The organism is Sedimenticola sp., from assembly GCF_050289425.1.
GTDB lineage: Bacteria > Pseudomonadota > Gammaproteobacteria > Chromatiales > Chromatiaceae > Sedimenticola.
Map to the genome: position 1 here is coordinate 62,715 of NZ_JBNKFS010000009.1, position 16,359 is coordinate 79,073.

The 16,359-nt window shown below is 59.6% G+C and carries 16 protein-coding genes; 4 read left to right on the forward strand and 12 right to left on the reverse strand.

The window, feature by feature from the left end:
- The first annotated feature begins 4 nt into the window (after positions 1 to 4).
- Positions 5 to 1,756: an N-acetylglutaminylglutamine synthetase gene (ngg, locus tag ACQY5R_RS08155; RefSeq protein WP_428606795.1), complete on the forward strand. Its 1,752-nt coding sequence runs from the start codon at positions 5 to 7 to the stop codon at positions 1,754 to 1,756.
- A gap of 4 nt (positions 1,757 to 1,760) precedes the next feature.
- Positions 1,761 to 2,915, forward strand: coding sequence for an osmoprotectant NAGGN system M42 family peptidase (locus ACQY5R_RS08160; RefSeq protein WP_428606797.1), 1,155 nt, complete (start codon positions 1,761 to 1,763; stop codon positions 2,913 to 2,915).
- Between the two features lie 71 nt (positions 2,916 to 2,986).
- Here ACQY5R_RS08160 and ACQY5R_RS08165 read toward each other — a convergent pair whose 3' ends face one another.
- The 11 genes from ACQY5R_RS08165 to ACQY5R_RS08215 all read right to left on the reverse strand — a co-directional run bounded on the left by ACQY5R_RS08165 (position 2,987) and on the right by ACQY5R_RS08215 (position 14,158).
- Positions 2,987 to 4,291 carry an RNA polymerase sigma factor gene (locus ACQY5R_RS08165; protein ID WP_428606799.1) on the reverse strand — a complete coding sequence of 435 codons (1,305 nt, stop codon included), beginning with the start codon at positions 4,289 to 4,291 and terminating at the stop codon, positions 2,987 to 2,989.
- A 9-nt stretch (positions 4,292 to 4,300) separates the two neighbouring features.
- Complete coding sequence (locus ACQY5R_RS08170; RefSeq protein ID WP_428606801.1) at positions 4,301 to 4,705, reverse strand: VOC family protein; 405 nt, start codon at positions 4,703 to 4,705, stop codon at positions 4,301 to 4,303.
- A 97-nt stretch (positions 4,706 to 4,802) separates the two neighbouring features.
- Positions 4,803 to 5,207 carry a YciI family protein gene (locus tag ACQY5R_RS08175; protein WP_428606803.1) on the reverse strand — a complete coding sequence of 135 codons (405 nt, stop codon included), beginning with the start codon at positions 5,205 to 5,207 and terminating at the stop codon, positions 4,803 to 4,805.
- A 43-nt stretch (positions 5,208 to 5,250) separates the two neighbouring features.
- A complete protein-coding gene (locus ACQY5R_RS08180) occupies positions 5,251 to 5,622 on the reverse strand; it encodes a VOC family protein (protein WP_428606806.1) in 372 nt (123 codons plus the stop codon).
- A gap of 2 nt (positions 5,623 to 5,624) precedes the next feature.
- Positions 5,625 to 5,978 (reverse strand): DUF1428 domain-containing protein, encoded by a 354-nt coding sequence (locus ACQY5R_RS08185; RefSeq protein ID WP_428606808.1) that lies wholly within the window; start codon positions 5,976 to 5,978, stop codon positions 5,625 to 5,627.
- A gap of 273 nt (positions 5,979 to 6,251) precedes the next feature.
- Entirely contained in the window at positions 6,252 to 6,599 is a 348-nt protein-coding gene (locus ACQY5R_RS08190) for a GFA family protein (protein WP_428606810.1), read from the reverse strand.
- A gap of 83 nt (positions 6,600 to 6,682) precedes the next feature.
- Positions 6,683 to 7,039 (reverse strand): YciI family protein, encoded by a 357-nt coding sequence (locus ACQY5R_RS08195; protein ID WP_428606813.1) that lies wholly within the window; start codon positions 7,037 to 7,039, stop codon positions 6,683 to 6,685.
- 42 nt (positions 7,040 to 7,081) lie between these two features.
- Positions 7,082 to 10,258: an efflux RND transporter permease subunit gene (locus tag ACQY5R_RS08200; RefSeq protein WP_428606816.1), complete on the reverse strand. Its 3,177-nt coding sequence runs from the start codon at positions 10,256 to 10,258 to the stop codon at positions 7,082 to 7,084.
- Between the two features lie 2 nt (positions 10,259 to 10,260).
- The gene (locus ACQY5R_RS08205; RefSeq protein WP_428606819.1) at positions 10,261 to 11,505 is read right to left on the reverse strand and encodes an efflux RND transporter periplasmic adaptor subunit; all 1,245 of its coding nucleotides are present in this window, start codon (positions 11,503 to 11,505) and stop codon (positions 10,261 to 10,263) included.
- 434 nt (positions 11,506 to 11,939) lie between these two features.
- On the reverse strand, positions 11,940 to 12,647 hold the full coding sequence (locus ACQY5R_RS08210; RefSeq protein ID WP_428606822.1) for a response regulator: 708 nt from the start codon (positions 12,645 to 12,647) through the stop codon (positions 11,940 to 11,942).
- Positions 12,648 to 12,649: 2 nt separating this feature from the next.
- Complete coding sequence (locus tag ACQY5R_RS08215) at positions 12,650 to 14,158, reverse strand: sensor histidine kinase (protein ID WP_428606824.1); 1,509 nt, start codon at positions 14,156 to 14,158, stop codon at positions 12,650 to 12,652.
- A 169-nt stretch (positions 14,159 to 14,327) separates the two neighbouring features.
- Here ACQY5R_RS08215 and ACQY5R_RS08220 point away from each other — a divergent pair, with 169 nt between their 5' ends.
- A complete protein-coding gene (locus ACQY5R_RS08220; protein ID WP_428606826.1) occupies positions 14,328 to 15,773 on the forward strand; it encodes a TrkH family potassium uptake protein in 1,446 nt (481 codons plus the stop codon).
- A gap of 25 nt (positions 15,774 to 15,798) precedes the next feature.
- A complete protein-coding gene (locus tag ACQY5R_RS08225) occupies positions 15,799 to 16,023 on the forward strand; it encodes a hypothetical protein (RefSeq protein WP_428606829.1) in 225 nt (74 codons plus the stop codon).
- Positions 16,024 to 16,136: 113 nt separating this feature from the next.
- Here ACQY5R_RS08225 and ACQY5R_RS08230 read toward each other — a convergent pair whose 3' ends face one another.
- A complete protein-coding gene (locus tag ACQY5R_RS08230) occupies positions 16,137 to 16,340 on the reverse strand; it encodes a hypothetical protein (protein WP_428606832.1) in 204 nt (67 codons plus the stop codon).
- Positions 16,341 to 16,359 lie beyond the last annotated feature (19 nt).

Sequence of the window (16,359 nt, forward strand, 5' to 3'; positions counted from 1 at the left end):
ATCCATGAGCAAGCCAGAAAATGGAATCAACGGTAATTTGAATATTGAGCAGATGGGATCGCTCAAGCACTGGGGCGCCCCACCGAGCTCGATCGCCGATGAGCTGGACAAACAGGCGGTAGTGGATTGCGGATGGGGCCGTCTCATCTTCGGCCAGACCTTCCGCTCCAGCCTAAAGTTGGCCGACCAGTTACGTGATGAAAGTCTGGGCCGGCGCGACGTGGCGCTCTACAGTCGCGATCCCCAGGTGGTGGTATCCCGGGCTCCCCAGGAGCTGTTTATCGATCCTTCTCTCACTTACCGGTTGAATCTGGAGCGGGCCAATTTGGATGAGGTGCCAAGCCACGGAGTGGAGATCCGGCCGATTGCCGACACCACGGATGTGGAACAGGTCAACCGGATCTATAAGTCACGCTCCATGGTGCCGATGCGTGACGGTTTCTTCGATTACCAGCAACAGCATCCGGAGTTGCAGATCCTGCTGGCAGTGGAAAAAAGGGGCGGTGCCGTGATCGGTTGTGTCACCGGTGTGGACCACTATTTGACCTTTGAAGACCCGGATAACGGTTCCAGCCTTTGGGCCCTGGCAGTCGATCCCCAGTGTGTGCATGCCGGTGTCGGTGAAGCGTTGGTGATCGCCCTGGCCAATGCCTTCAAATCGGCCGGCCGATCCTTTATGGATTTGTCGGTCATGCACAACAATGAGCAGGCGATCCAGCTGTATGAAAAGCTTGGTTTTTTCCAGGTGCCGGTTTATTGCATCAAGACCAAGAACGCCATCAACGAGCAGCTTTATATCGGTCCGAAAAACGCTGAGAAGCTGAATGTTTATGCCCAGATCATTGTCGATGAGGCGTATCGGCGCGGCATTGTGGTGGATATTGTTGATGCCGCGGGCGGTTTTTTTGATCTGAGCCTTGGCGGTCGTACGGTCAGTTGTCGCGAGTCACTGACCGATCTCACCAGTGCCGTGGCCATGAGCCGTTGCGACGACAAGGCGGTTACCCGTCGCTATCTATCCCGGGCCGGCCTGCACGTGCCAGAGCAGCAGTTGCTGCAGGATGAGGCCGAGGCGCTGGCGTTTCTGCAGCGTCACCAACGTATCGTCATCAAACCGGCACGCGGTGAGCAGGGGGTCGGGGTCTGTGTCGATCTAAGTGACGCCGAAGAGGTAAAGGCGGCCTATGCATTGGCTTCGGGTTATTGTGAGCGGGTAGTGGGCGAACGTTTTGTCTCCGGCGATGATGTGCGGATCATTGTGATCCATGACGAAGTGGTGGCCGCCGCCGTGCGTCATCCCGCTTCGGTGGTGGGTGACGGTGTGCACAGCATCAATGATTTGATTCGCAAGCAGAGTCGGCGCCGGGCCGCTGCTACCCAGGGTGAGAGCGTGATTCCGCTGGACGATGAGACCCAGCGCTGCGTCTGCGACGCCGGGTTCACCCTAAAACAGGTGTTGCCAAAGGGGCACCACTTGAGGGTGCGCAAGACCGCCAATCTGCACACCGGCGGCACCATGCAGGATGTCACCGATCGTTTGCATCCGGAACTGGTCAAGGCCGCCGTCTGCGGCGCCCAGGTGCTGGATATGCCGTTGGTCGGGTTTGACTTTATCGTGCCGGATCTGGCGCGTCCGGAGTACGCCATTATCGAGGCCAATGAGCGGCCCGGCCTGGCCAATCACGAACCCCAACCCACCGCGGAGCGGCTATTGGATATGTTGTTTCCGCAGACCGCCCTGGCGCATCACAGGTGATGTTATGAAGGTACTGAATATCGACCGCAGCTATCTCCGCGACACCCTGTTGGAACTGTTGCAGGTGCCAAGCCCTACCGGTATGACCGACAGTGTGGTGCAGTTGGTGTGTCAAAAGCTGGAAGCGATGGGGGTGGAGTATGAGCTGACCCGGCGGGGTGCGATCCGCGCCAATCTATACGGACAGGTGCATTCACCCGACCGGGCCATTGCCGCCCATCTGGATACCCTGGGCGCTATGGTCAAAAATTTGAAGTCCAATGGACGGCTGGAAGTGGTTTCGGTCGGCACCTGGCCGGCCCGTTCGGCGGAAGGGGCGCGGGTGACCCTGTATACCGACAAGGGGACGCAGTATCGGGGGACGCTACTGCCGCTGAAGGCGTCCGGCCATGTGTTCGGCAAACAGGTGGATACCCAGGAGGCGAGCTGGCAAAACCTGGAGCTGCGTCTGGATGAACTGGTACACAACAAAAGTGATCTGGAGAACCTGGGCCTCTATCCGGGTGACATGATCTCCATCGATCCACAGCCGGAGTTTCTCGATAACGGCTTTTGGGTCTCCCGTTTTCTCGATGACAAGGCGGGTGTGGCCGCGGTGTTGGCGGCGGCCAAGGCCATCAGTGAAGCCAAGTTGCGGTTGCCGATGGATTGTCATCTGCTGTTCACCATCTCGGAGGAGACCGGGGTCGGGGCATCCCATATCCTGCACGGTGATGTGGCGGAACTGTTGGCGGTGGATAACGGTACTATCGCACCGGGACAGAACACCTCTGAATACGGCGTGACCATCGCCATGCAGGACTCCAGTGGCCCCTTCGATTGGTATCTGACGCGGCGCTTGATCTCCCTCTGCCAAACCTGTGGAATCGAGCATAGCCGCGACGTGTTCCGCTTTTACCGCAGCGATTCGGCCTCGGCTGTCGAGGCCGGTAACGATATCCGCACCGGATTGATCTGTTTCGCCCTGGATGCGTCGCACGGCCATGAGCGTACCCACGAGAAATCGGTGTTGGCGGTGGCCCGTCTGCTGGCCATGTACATGCAGAGCGACCAGTTGTTCGAGCGTGACGAACGGCCCCTCGGACCACTGGACGATTTCCCCGAAGATCCCCGCGACTGGGATGACGATCTCAGCCTGGATAAGTCGACAGCCGAATAACGGTTTGATCAAGGGAACACCAGAGCGGCTTGGCGGCGGAAACGGCAAACAGGCCATCCAGCCCCTTGCCCCTAGGTTGAATCTGAATCCATGATGCCCGGCGCGGCGTCGCACTCGGCCGCACGGCGCCGTAGCAGGCGCCGTTCCCGGTTGTTGGCGGTGAGCGAAGCGGCGTGGAGGAAGGCTTGTCGCGCCTCTTGCCAGCGTCCCAAGCGGAACAGCAGATCGCCCCGGACGCTGGGTAGCAGATGATAATCTTTCAAGGCGGCATCACCCGACAATTTTTCGATGATCTCCAGTCCGGCCAGGGGACCGAATGCCATGGCGATGGCCACCGCACGATTCAATTCGATGACCGGTGAAGGAGTCAATTGGGCCAGGGCATCGTAGAGGGCGGCAATCTTTTCCCAGTCTGTCTCCTCCGCGGAGGTGGCTTGGGCGTGGCAGGCGGCTATGGCGGCCTGCAGACTGTAGGGGCCGAGCGCCGGACCGGCGGACAAGGCCCGATCCAGCGCCGCCAGCCCGCGCCGGATCAGTAACGGATCCCAGCGGGTACGGTCCTGATCCGGCAGCAGGATCGGCTCCCCCTCCGGGTCTATCCGGGCATGGATGCGTGACGCCTGGATCTCCATCAGGGCGACCAAACCCTGTACCTCCGCCTCTTGCGGCATCAGACCGGCCAGAATACGGCCGAGACGTAGCGCCTCTTCACAGAGTGCCGGGCGCACCCAATTATCACCGGCCGTCGCCGCATAACCTTCGTTAAAGATCAGGTAAATCACCTCCAGTACCGAATTGAGCCGGCCGGCGAGTTCTTCGGCACGCGGCACTTCGAAGGGGACCTGGGCGGCGCTCAGGCTGCGCTTAGCCCGCACGATGCGTTGGGCGACGGTCGGTTCCGCTGCCAGAAAGGCGCGGGCGATCTCATTGGTGGTCAATCCCCCGAGCAGTCGCAGGGTGAGGGCTACCCGTGCTTCCGCGGCGAGCAGCGGATGACAGGCGGTAAAAATCAGCCGCAACAGGTTATCGCCGATATCGTCGTCCAGTGCCATGTCGATGGCTTCCTGAAAATCGTTGTGCGCGGCTTCGCGCTGGCTGTGCCATGCCTGTGCCAGTTGCCGGTGCTTACGTTCCAGCAGCGGGGTACGCCGCAACTGGTCGAGGGCGCGGTTTTTGGCCGTGGTGATCAGCCAGGCCGCCGGCTTGGCCGGGATCCCCTTCTCGGGCCAGTGTTCCAGTGCCGCGACCAGGGCATCCTGGGCGCACTCTTCGGCCAGGCCGATGTCCTGTGTCAGCCGTGCCACGACGGCGATCACCTTGGCGGCTTCGATACGCCAGACCGCCTCGATGGCACGTCGTGCATCTGTCCCGTCCACGTACACGCCTTAAGGCTGCACCAAGACCATCCAGGGAACGCCAAACCGGTCGGTCAGCATGCCGAATGCGGGTGAGAAAAAGGTCTCCGCCATCGGCATCTGTATCTCCCCCCCTTCGGCCAGTCGGTCGAATCGGCGTTGTGCGTCCTCGACCGTTTTTAGATTGAGGGTCAGGGCGAAGCCCTGGAACTGCGACTGTCCGGTGCAACGCCCGTCGCTGCCCATGATGATGCTGTCGCCGATCTTCAGGTTCATGTGCATCACCTTGTCCGCCCCGCCTTCCGGGCACATGGTCGGGTCGGGGGAATCCGAATAGCGCAGCAGGGCCAGAATCTCGGCGCCCAGCACGGTCTGATAAAAATGCGCGGCCTGTTCCGCACAGCCTTCAAAGTAGAGATAGGGTTCAATCTGCATTTGGGTATCCTCCTTCACGTTTAGAGTAGCTCCTTTACGTGTCTGAGTTATGCGATATCGATCTTCTGCATGCTGCGTTGCTCCTGTGACCGCCTGACTACTGTTCGCCGATGCCCATCTCGCGGAATCGTTCCACCGACTCGGAGGGGGCGAAATCATCCAACTCGAACAGTTGGCGGATTTCGATCTCCGCTTCGCCGCCGTCCACGGCCGGGTTGGGAAATCGCCTTGCCCATTCGACGGCCTCTTCCCGCGACGACACCTGGATCAGCGTGTAGCCGGCGATCAACTCCTTGGTTTCGGTGAACGGACCGTCGATCACCCGGCGTTTTTCGCCGTTGTAGTGAATCCGCCAACCGTTGCTGCTGGGTTGCAGGCCGGAGGCGTCAAGCAGTACGCCGGCCTTGACCAGCTCTTCGTGGTAGGCGGCCATGGTGCCGATCAAAGACTCTTCGGGCATCACGCCGGCTTCTGAATCTAGAGTGGCTTTTACAATCATCATGAATCGCATGTGAATCTCCTCCTGATGCATTCTGTCAGTGGCGCTATTGCATGGAGTGCAGACCGATCAGATTGCCCTCTGTGTCATAGCCCAGGGTAATAAAGCCATATTCGCCGATGGACATCTTGGCCTGTTTGATGCGTCCGCCCGCTTCGATGAGGCGCGCCTCTTCGACGGCGCAATCCTCACAGGCGAAATAGATCAGTGTGCTGACGCCGCCTGAGGGTACACCGGCCATTTTTACCAGTGCGCCGGACGCTCCCAGGCCATTCATGTCCATCGGAAAACCCCACATATCCAGATCCGGGGTATTCAACTTCTCCAACTTGACCTGGAAGACCGACTCATAGAACCTTTTGGCGCGTTCCATCTCCTGTACGTAGATCTCAAACCAGATAACCGGGTTATGTTTCATGGCTACGCCTCCACGATCATTTCAAAACTGCCGTATATCAGGCGTTCCCCGTCAAACGGCATGCCGTCGGCATCCGGTTGAATGCGCGGATCGGTCATTGCTTTCTCCATCCCTTTGTCGCGTATCTCGCGGGAGGGCCAGATAATCCAGGAAAAGACCACCGTTTCGTCCGGTTGGCACTGGACGGCCAGGGGAAAAGAGGTGACCTTGCCATCCGGTACATTGTCTCCCCAGCACTCGACCAGTTTCAGCGCCCCGTACTCCTTGAATACGACGGCGGCTGTTTCGGCCATCTTTTGGTATACCGCTTTATTCCGGGTTGGTACCGGAACCACAAATCCATCTACATAAGACATTTCATTCCTCCTCCATGTTGATCGGTTGTTGGCCGGTGCCCCGGTAGGGCGCCGTTATTTTGATGACGTATGAAGCAGGCCGGAATCGACATGACTGGAAAATTTTTTTCGAGAGTGGGTGGTGCCCCGTCGATGACCCGTCACGCGGCCAGGACACAGACCAACGGAGCCGCGGTCGCCGCGCCCGGATCAGTTCGGGTTATCGCGAGCCACCTTGCCGACCCTGGGTAGTGGTAGCACCGGGTGGCCGGATAGCTGTTCAGCCGCCAGGTATTAGAGTTTAAGGCCGTCAAAGTGATCGACAGGTAGCGAACTAAAGTCCACCTCTTCGAGACAGCGAACGTTGACAGCCGCCATCCGCTTGCCGGCCGGATCACTGCCTTCGCCGAAGGGGTGTATACCGCAGACGGGGCAGAAGTGATGCTGGATGCTTCGTGCTCCAAACTGGTAAGCGCTCAGGTCGGACTCGGGGGTCAGCAGTTGCAGCTTGTCGCGTGGTACGAACCAGAGGAGTGAACCCTTGCGGGAACAGATTGAACAGTTGCAGTCCATCAGGCGTTCCAGCTCGCCTTCCACCTCAAATGCGATACGGCCACAATGGCAGCTTCCTTTGTAGAGCATATTTTCTCTCCTTAGGGTGGTGACGCTTTTAAACGTCAAATTGAGTCGGTTTTACTCGTGTTGATAGGCGTTTTTTCTCCCGCTTATCCGCTGTAGCAGGGGGCGAGTTCACGCACTTCCACGGTCGCCCAGCGTGCCGCCGGGCACTCAGCGGCGATGGCGATCGCCTCGTCCCGGGTAACCCCGTCGAGCAGGAAAAAACCGCCCACCATCTCCTTGGTTTCGGTAAAGGGGCCGTCACGCAGTGCCGGCTTGCCTTCCCGTACCTGCACGCGGACGGCTTGATGATCACCGCGCAGCGATTCGCTAGCCAGTAACAGGCCGCGCGCGCTAAGTCCCTCCCCGAAACGCACCATTTCGGCGTAGGCGTCGCGCCCCTCCGCTTCCGTTCGTTCGGCGCGTTGCCCGTGCGGCTCCAGGATCAGCAACATATAGGCCATGACAGTCTCCTTCGTATAGATGGGTGACGCATTCTGTCCGCACTAACTTTGCGGCCCCCCCGGGTGGTGGCTGGGGGTATGGGGTGACCGGTGTGGTGCCAGGTGCGGCTTCTGTTCGAACTCCTGCGGGTCGGTGCGCAGGCGCCGGTCCGTAACCAGACGATAGAACAGAGGGATGAAAAAGATAGCCAGGAAGGTGGCCGCTAACATGCCGCCGACTACGCCGGTACCGACCGCGTGGCGTGCGCCGGCCCCGGCACCGGTGGAGATCGCCAACGGCGCCACGCCGAGAATGAACGCCAGAGAGGTCATCAGGATCGGCCGGAACCGCAGGCGCGCCGCCTCCAGCGCGGCAGCGGTGGCGGAGTAGCCTTCGGCCTTTTTGAGCAGGGCATATTCGACGATCAGGATGGCGTTCTTGGCGGCCAGTCCCAGCAGGGTGACCAGGCCGATCTGGAAATAGACGTCGTTGCTGAGATCGCGCAGCCAGACCGCCGCCAGTGCACCGAAGGTACCGAACGGCAAGGCCAGTTGCACGGCGATCGGCAGCGACCATTTCTCATACTGGGCGGCCAGGATCAGGAACACCATCAACACCGCCAGGCCGAGCGCCAGGTTGGCGGTGCCGGTGGAACGCTTCTCCTGGAACGAGGCCGAGGTCCACTCGTAGCTGAATTCCTTGGACAGGGTCCGGTCGGCAATCTCTTCGACAATCTGCAACGCCTGTCCGGAGCTGATGCCGGGGGCGGCATTGCCGAAGATCTTGACCGCCTGCACATTGTTGTAACGATCCAGGGTCTCCGGTCCCGAGGTGTACTCGACCTTAGCCAGCGTCGAGAGCGGAACCTGGGCGCCATCCCGGGTGGCCACATAGAGCGCACCGATATCTTCCGGCGTCGCACGGTAGCCCGGTTCGGCCGACATCTGCACCTGCCAGGTGCGGCCGAACTTGTTGAAATCGTTGACGTAGAAGGTGCCGAGGGTGGCGGCCACGGTGGTGAACAGACTGTCGATATCGACACCCAGCAACTTCGCTTTCGAGCGGTCCAGATCGATGTAGAGTTGGGGCACCCGGGAACGCCAGAGCGACAGCGGCTGGACGATACGGGAATCCTTGCGCAGTTCGCCGAGGAGCTTTTCGCTGGCGGCAGCCAGGGCCTTGGGGCCGCCCTCACCACGGTTTTGCAGGTAGAGTTCGAAACCGCCGGCATTGCCCAGGCCGAAGATCGGGGGCGGCCCGAAGGCGATCACCAGCGCTTCGCGGATGCCGGCGCTTTTTGCCATCAGCTGGCCGACCATGTCGTCGGTGGAGCGCTGACGCTCATCCCAGTGACGCGCCGCGACAAAGATGGTGGCGGCGCTGTTGCGGAAGCCGCCGCCAAGGAAATCGAGCCCGGCGAAGGCCACCACGTGTTCCGCGTCGGGGTCGGAGCGCATGATCTCGATCACCCGCTGGGTGACCGCTTCGGTGCGGCTGAGACTGGAGCCGTCTGGCAGATAGACGGCGCCGATGTAATAGCCCTGATCTTCGCTCGGGACCAGTGAGCCGGGGGTGATGTCCCATAGGAACAGGGCGGCGCCGACCATCATCAGATAGAGCAGAATGGCCAGTTTGACCCGGCGTAACAGGAAGCCTACACCGGCCAGATAACCGCGGGTGAAATGGTGAAAGCCGCGGTTGAAAGCAGCAAAAAAGCGTCCCGGGTGACGGCTTTGATTCTGCAGGATGATCACCGATAGCGCCGGTGTCAGGGTCAGGGCGACAAAGCCGGAGAGCACCACCGCGATGGCGATGGTGACCGCGAATTGACGGTACAGCTCGCCGGTCAAGCCGCCGAGAAAAGCGATCGGGATAAACACCGCACAGAGCACCAGGACGATGGCGATCACCGGCCCGGTCACTTCGCGCATCGCCTTCAGGGCCGCCTCGCGGGCCGCCAGCCGTTCTTCATGCATGATGCGTTCGATGTTTTCCAGCACCACGATTGCGTCATCCACCACAATACCGATCGACAGCACCATACCGAACAGCGTGAGGGTGTTGATGGTGTAGCCGAGCAGATGCAGGCCGACGAAGGTGCCGAGCAGGGACACCGGCACGGCGATCACCGGGATCAGGGTGGCGCGCCAGTTCTGCAGGAAGATGAACACCACCAGCACCACCAATAAAATGGCCTCGCCCAGGGTCTTGAGCACTTCGCGGATCGATACCTCGACGAAGCGGGTGGTGTCGTAGGGGATGGAGTAGGTCATCCCTTCGGGGAACTGTTTCGCCAGGGAGGCAACCGTCGCCTTGACTTCGTCACCGACTGCCAGCGAGTTGGCGCCGGGTTGCAGGAAGATACCCACCAGGGTCGCCGGTTTGCCGTTATAGAGACCGGTAAAGTCGTAATCCTTCGAACCCAGTTCGATTCGCGCCACGTCCTTCAGCCGGAGCAGGGCCGTGCCTTCGCCGGTACGCAGGATGATGTTGCCGAACTCTTCCGGGGAAGAGAGACGGCCCTGGGCATTGATGGTGTAGACCAGCTCCTGGCCGCCGCCGATCGGCGGCTGGCCGATCTTGCCGGCGGCAAATTGGGCGTTTTGCTCCTTAATGGCGTCAGAGATTTCACTGGCGGTGACACCCAGTTCGGCCATTCGGTCCGGCTTCAGCCAGATGCGCATGGCGTAATCCTTGGCGCCGAATATCTGCACGTTGGTGGTACCGGGAATACGCTTCAAACGATCCAGCACGTTTAGGGTCACGTAGTTGCTGGTGTAGATATCGTCGAAACGGCCGTCCGGTGACAAGAAGGCGATTACCTGGAGAAAGGCCGAGGAGCCTTTCTCCACCGTTACCCCCTGGCGGCGTACTTCCTCCGGCAGTCGCGGTTCGGCTTGCTTGACCCGGTTATTGACGTTGAGGGCGGCTTGGTCCACATCACTGCCGATCTCGAAGGTGACCTGAATCTCCAGCACGCCGTTGGAGGCGGAGGTGGAACTCATGTACATCAGGTTTTCGACACCGTTGATGGTGTTTTCCAGGGGCGCCGCCACCGTCTGTTCGATGGTTTCGGCCGAGGCACCGGGATAGACCGCGCGTACCGTCACCACCGGGGGCGCGATCTCCGGATACTGGGCGATAGGCAGGATGCGCATGGCCAACAGTCCGGCCAGCACCAGGAAGATCGACATCACCGCGGCAAAGATCGGGCGATCGATAAAGAAACGCGACAACATGCTCAGTGTCCCTCGCCCGGTTGTGCCTGGGCGGCGGTTGTCGGTTCGGCGGCGGCTTTCGCTTCCAGTGGCTCGGGTTGAATCGGCATACCGGGGAAGAAGATACGGGCCGTGCCTTCGATCACCACCTGGTCGCCGGCGTTTAGGCCGGAGCGGATCACCCAGAGACGCTCTGTGTCGCCCGTCTGGTCCGGCTCCACCCAGGGGCCGACTTCGATCGGTCGCGGCTGGGCGATGCTGACGCCCTTGTCACCTTTGCCGACCACATAAACGAACTTTCCCTTGGCGTCTTCCTGTACCGCCCGCTGCGGCACCGCGAGGGCATGTGGAATAATGCCGCCCTGGATATGTACGCGAACGAATTGACCGGGGCTGAGCCGGCCGTCCGGGTTCGGCAAGGTGGCCCGTCTGTCGTAGGCGCCGGTCTGGCGGTCGGTGCGGTAATCGCTGAAGTCGACCTGTCCGGTCAGGGGATAGATTGATCCGTCGGCCAACTGCACTTCGACCTGTGTCTGTTGCGGCGGCGGTAGCTTCAGGGCCCCTTCGGCCAGTTGCCGTTCAATCTCCAGTTGCTGGTTCTCGGCGACGGAGAACCGCACATAGATCGGATCGATCTGAGCCAGCTTGAGCAACGGGCCGCTGGTCGGTGAGATGAGCGCACCCTCTACCTCAAGGGCGCGGCCGGTGCGACCGCTGATCGGCGCAGTCACCTCGGTGTAATCCAGGTCCAATTGTGCCTGGGCCAGTTCTGCCTCGGCCGCCGCGACACCGGCGCGGTATAGGTCGCGTGCAGAGCGGGCGTCATCCAGGTCGCGCTGACTCACCGACAGGGATTTCACCAGGGGGGTCAGCCGTTTGACTTCCCGGTGCGCCTGAATCAGGCGTGCATTGGCCTCGGCCAGTGCCGCCTGGGCGGCCCGTTTTCGGGCAACGAACGGGGCGCGGTCCAGCTGGAACAGGGGCTGTCCGGCCTGCACCTGGCTGCCCTCTTCAAACAGCCGCTTTTCGATCAGTCCGGTGACTCGGGGGCGGATCTCCACCTCTCGCGAGGCCTCCAGGCGGCCAATATATTCGAACCGGGCCGGCAGGTCGCGCGGTTGCAATGCCACCACGGTGACTTGCTGTGCGGCCGGCATGGCATTGGCCGCCGGTTGTGACTCACTCTCGCCGCACCCGGCCAACATCAGGGGAAGCAGGCCCAGGGCGAGACAGGTAAAGATGGCACGGTTACGCGGATTCATAGGCATAGTATGGGCTGATTGAGAAAAAGAGACTGGGTCATGCTGGATACTCCGTATCGGTTGTCAGCGGGTGCCTCTGCAACCGCTGAATCTCTCCTATCGACGAATGAGACCACGGCAGATCGACACGGGTTCGCTCAATAACATTCAGTGCAGGGGCTGACTTTCCGGTTGGCTCCCGGGACGTCCAGGCAAGGTGCGTCATGGGAAAACAGTTGAAAATCATGCTGTGTCAGGCGGTTGTACACGCTTGCTTCCTTTCTGTTGGCGTCCTTCATCACGTCTAAGGCCTGATGTCCGATCATTCGGTGACGGGACAATCGGACGCTCATCCGTGGCGATGCGAGTCCAAGTAGGGCATTAAGCGGCTATTTTACCGCCTTGTCCTGACAAGAAAAAAGCACAAGATATATCGGACTTTATAGATAGGGCGTTTGTATTCAACGGCGATCGTCCAGCGCGATCGGAATCGCCAGTCGATAGCCGACCCCCTGTACGGTGATGATAAAGCGCGGATTGGCCGGGTCATCGCCCAATTTACCACGCAATTGCCCGACCAGTACCCGCAGGTAGTGGGTTTCTTCCTGCTGTGCGGGTCCCCAGATGGCCTGCAGGATCTGCTGGTGGGTCAACACTTTACCGGGTGAGGCGATCAGCAGGCGCAACAGCTCATACTCCTTTTTGGTCAGGTGAATGGGGTTGCCGTCGACGCTCACCTCACGCAGGGAGAGGTCCACGCGCAGCCCCTGGGACTCGAACAGGCTTTCGGTGGCGGAGGAGGGATGGGCGTCGCGCAGTACGACGCGGATGCGTGCCATCAATTCGCTGATGCCGAACGGTTTGGTGACATAGTCGTTGGCACCCGCATCCAGCGCCGCCACCTTCTGGGTTTCATCGGCGCGTACCGACAATACGATGATGGGGATGTGGGACCACTCGCGCAGTTGGGTGATGAACTGTTGGCCGTCCAGGTCGGGCAGCCCCAGGTCAAGTATGATCAATTGCGGTTGAACCGAGGCGCAAAGCGCCAGCCCCTCTTCGCCGAGGCGTGCTTCGTACACCCGATAGTGGTGCGCTTCCAGGCTGATACGGAGAAATTTACGTATCTGCGCTTCGTCTTCAACAATCAGGATGGTTTCGTTTGGCATGGTTAGGATTCGCCGTTTTCGGATTGTCCGACAGGTAGCCGGATCTGCATGCAGGTGCCGCGCCCCCGGTCCCCACCGTGCGCCGTGACCGTGCCGCCATGCGCCACAATCATACCCCGTACGATGGCCAGACCCAGACCGGTTCCGTGCAGGTTGCCGCGATCACCCTGACGTGCGGTGTAGAACATGTCGAATATCTTTTCTCGTTCATCGGGCGGGATGCCGGGGCCCTCGTCGCACAGGCGGATCTCCACCCGGTCATCCACATAACGAGCGGTCAGGCTGATTTGACCGTCGACCGGGGAAAAGCGCAAGGCATTGTCCAGCAGATTGACCAGGGCTTGCTCGATCAATACGCCGTGCACCCATAGCAGCGGTACGTCGGGGGCGATATCGATCTTCAGCGGCCACCCCTTCAGGGTATCGCGCATCCGCTCCACGGCGCTGGAGACGATATCGTGCAGATCGACCCAATCGCGCCGCAGGCTCAGGGTACCCTGGCCCAGGCGGGTCATGTCCAGCAGGTTCTGTATGTGGCGGTCCAGCCGCTGCGCCTCCTCGACGACGGTCCTCAATAACTCGGTGCGATTTTCGTTGCTGAAGCTGTCGCCATACTCCAACAGACTGGTGGTGGAGCCGATGATCGAGGCAAGCGGGGTGCGTAGATCGTGCGACACCGATGACAGCAGGGCGGAGCGCAGCTGTTCGGTCTCCGAAACCAGCCGTGCTTGCTCCAGGTCGGCGACCAGCTGAGTCCGGTGCAGGGCCACCGCCGCCTGTTCGCAAAGACTGCGGGAGAGCTGCAACTGTTCACTGTCCATCTCACCACTATGCACGGTCAAGAGGCCGACCCGCTCCCGATCGGTGATCAGGGGGAGTAGCTGCCACGCATCCTGCATGACCGGGTCGATACTGGCTGTTGACCAGGCTTGTTCGATATCCAGGTCCGGCAGTTTATCCTCAGGACCGGAGCCGGCACGCTGTACCGGTGCGCTCCGGTTGTCCGGCAGGTAAACGGCCGCCGCACAGTGATGTGACCGGGCGAAATGATTCACCAGCGTATTCAACACCTCTTGGCTGTCGGTGGCGGAAGACATGCGGCGGCTGAATTCGTAGAGGTTGGAGATGCGTCGCAGGGAGAGGCGTCGCTTGATCATCTCCTGATGCATGCGCGCCGCCAGATTGCCGGTAATGGCCGCCATCAGCAGGAAAAAAATCAGCGTGGCCACATCGCCGTCATCGGCGACTTCAAAGGTGTAATAAGGCGGCGTGAAAAAAAAGTTGAAGGCGAGAAAGCTTAAAACGCTGGCCACCAGCGAGGGGCCCAGACCGGTACGGGCGGAGATGATCAGTACACCGGTCAGAAACAGCAGGGATAGATTGGCATGCGGCATCAGCCTGTGCAGCAGGAAGGAGAGGCTGACGGAAATCAGTACGATAACCACGGCGCCGGCATAGGCGAGAGGTCGGGCCGTGAACAGTTGATCGTCGTTATCGTCCTGGAGGAGCATGCTAGGGCCTGTTAACACTATGCTGATCTTGTCGATGTCATTGAGCCGGCGGCAGACATCCCAATAGATAAAAAAAACGTAAAATTTTTACACTCTTTTTATGTGACCGTATTGAACATCGTTCCGATAATAAGATTATCGGACAGTCAATGAGTCTCATCACGGTTTTATGAATCCCTCCATTATCGCCCGCGTCCTGGGTATCTGGTTACTGATGTTCAGCGGCAGTCTGTTGCCGCCCCTGATCACGTCGCTACTATATCACGACGGCGAGACCGTGCATTTCTCCCTGTTGGTACTGCTGAGTCTTATCAGTGGCCTGGTAGTCTGGCTGATGTCGGCAAAACACAAGACGCAACTGCGTACCCGCGACGGCTTTATCATCGTGGTGGTACTGTGGCTGGTAACCAGTGTGCTGGGGAGCCTGCCCTTTATCTTCGGTCCCGGTTTGAGTATCGCTGATGCCCTGTTTGAATCGGTGTCGGCTTTTACCACCACCGGTGCTACGGTGATGACCGGTTTGGATTCACTGCCGCAGTCGATCCTGTTTTTCCGTCAGGAGATGCAGTGGCTCGGGGGTATCGGTGTGGTGGTTTCCGCCATCGCCCTGCTGCCGATGCTGGGTATCGGCGGTATGCAGATGTTCAAGGCCGAGACGCCGGGTCCGATGAAGGATGAGAAGCTGACCCCGCGGATTGCCCACACCGCCCAGGCGCTGTGGAGGTTGTATCTGGTAATGACGGTGGCCTGTGCGCTGCTCTACTGGGTGGGCGGCATGAATCCTTTCGACGCCATTGCCCATAGTTTCTCCACCGTTTCCACCGGCGGATTCTCCACGCATGACGCCAGTCTCGGCTATTTCAACAGTGTGTTTATCGAAACGGTCGCCAGCCTGTTCATGTTGATTGGCGGTATCAATTTCGGGGTGCATTACCTGGCCTGGAAAAAGCTGTCACCGGCACCTTACTGGCAAGCCATCGAAGTGCGGGTGTTTTTGCTCTTTGTCTTGGCGGTGATTCTGTTGACCACCGCCGTGCTCTACTTTGAAGGTGCGAAGCCGGGGATTCTGCAATCACTGCGCTACGCCTCCTTCACTGTGGCGTCGGTAGTGACTAGTACCGGATTCGGTATCGATGATTTCTCTGTTTGGCCCACGCTGTTGCCGTTGTTGCTGATCCTGATCAGTTTTGTCGGCGGTTGCGCCGGGTCGACGGCCGGCGGTATGAAAGTGATCCGCTTCGTGATTATGGGTAAAGGTGCCGGACTGGAGATCCAGCGTTTGGTGCATCCGTCCATGATCAAGCCGTTGCAGTTGCAGGGCAAGGTGATCGATGTGCGGGTGGCGGACGCGGTACGCGGTTTCTTCAGCGTCTACGTCGCCACCTTCGTCCTGTTCATGCTGTTTCTCATGGGGCAAGGCCTGGATCAGGTGACGGCATTCAGCGCGGTGGCGACCTGCATGAACAATTTGGGTCCCGGTCTCGGCGATGTGGCTACCAATTTCCAGTCGGTATCCGATTCGGCAAAGTGGATTCTCTCTTTTGCCATGCTGCTGGGAAGGCTGGAGATCTTTACCCTGTTGGTGGTGCTGAGTCCCTCTTTCTGGCGCCGCTAAATCGGTTTTGCCGTGAGGTATCGACATGGAACAAATAGGCGACCAGGCGCTACGCTGTCTCAAGACAATAGCGGCCGGAAACTCCCGGGTGCTCACTCCCTGTCTACCCGAAGTCTTACACCACCTGGAAATACTCGGGCTGATTGTCTCTGAACCGCAGAGACGGCTGCCACTGGAAATGTCGCGTCTGTTGTATCGCTTGACGCCGGCGGGGGAGCGCGTGCTCCGACAGCACGCTCCGGGCATCTGAAAACCTCAATTTCCGTATGAGAATTCAGAGGGCTGTCATCAACATGTACCCTCTTTGTAACCAATCACGAACAGTCGCTGCGGCTACCTTTCGACAACATTCCTGCAAAGTTTTTAACCCATTAATTTCACTAGATTAATGGAGCAATTTACTGGGCCTGATTGGTCCGCAGCTTTGCCCTCTGGCGGGGCGACAACAGGGAAATATCCGGCATAAAAAATCAACACGCCGATCACAGATTTGCGAGCGGTTTCATAATTCTTGACTAGAATACTAATATATTCCAGGCAGTGGTCTAAAGTTGCCTGCAGGTCCATTGTGAATACTCTCCAGTAG

Bases quoted from the DNA above. Each gene is read 5' to 3' on its own strand.
- ACQY5R_RS08205 (WP_428606819.1), bottom strand. From the start codon at position 11,505: ATGCCTATGAATCCGCGTAACCGTGCCATCTTTACCTGTCTCGCCCTG.
- ACQY5R_RS08180 (WP_428606806.1), bottom strand. From the start codon at position 5,622: ATGAAACATAACCCGGTTATCTGGTTTGAGATCTACGTACAGGAGATG.
- ACQY5R_RS08215 (WP_428606824.1), bottom strand. From the start codon at position 14,158: ATGCTCCTCCAGGACGATAACGACGATCAACTGTTCACGGCCCGACCT.
- ACQY5R_RS08170 (WP_428606801.1), bottom strand. From the start codon at position 4,705: ATGCAGATTGAACCCTATCTCTACTTTGAAGGCTGTGCGGAACAGGCC.
- ACQY5R_RS08185 (WP_428606808.1), bottom strand. From the start codon at position 5,978: ATGTCTTATGTAGATGGATTTGTGGTTCCGGTACCAACCCGGAATAAA.
- ACQY5R_RS08195 (WP_428606813.1), bottom strand. From the start codon at position 7,039: ATGGCCTATATGTTGCTGATCCTGGAGCCGCACGGGCAACGCGCCGAA.
- ACQY5R_RS08175 (WP_428606803.1), bottom strand. From the start codon at position 5,207: ATGATGATTGTAAAAGCCACTCTAGATTCAGAAGCCGGCGTGATGCCC.
- ACQY5R_RS08190 (WP_428606810.1), bottom strand. From the start codon at position 6,599: ATGCTCTACAAAGGAAGCTGCCATTGTGGCCGTATCGCATTTGAGGTG.
- ACQY5R_RS08220 (WP_428606826.1), top strand. From the start codon at position 14,328: ATGAATCCCTCCATTATCGCCCGCGTCCTGGGTATCTGGTTACTGATG.
- ngg (WP_428606795.1), top strand. From the start codon at position 5: ATGAGCAAGCCAGAAAATGGAATCAACGGTAATTTGAATATTGAGCAG.
- ACQY5R_RS08230 (WP_428606832.1), bottom strand. From the start codon at position 16,340: ATGGACCTGCAGGCAACTTTAGACCACTGCCTGGAATATATTAGTATT.
- ACQY5R_RS08225 (WP_428606829.1), top strand. From the start codon at position 15,799: ATGGAACAAATAGGCGACCAGGCGCTACGCTGTCTCAAGACAATAGCG.
- ACQY5R_RS08160 (WP_428606797.1), top strand. From the start codon at position 1,761: ATGAAGGTACTGAATATCGACCGCAGCTATCTCCGCGACACCCTGTTG.
- ACQY5R_RS08200 (WP_428606816.1), bottom strand. From the start codon at position 10,258: ATGTTGTCGCGTTTCTTTATCGATCGCCCGATCTTTGCCGCGGTGATG.
- ACQY5R_RS08210 (WP_428606822.1), bottom strand. From the start codon at position 12,647: ATGCCAAACGAAACCATCCTGATTGTTGAAGACGAAGCGCAGATACGT.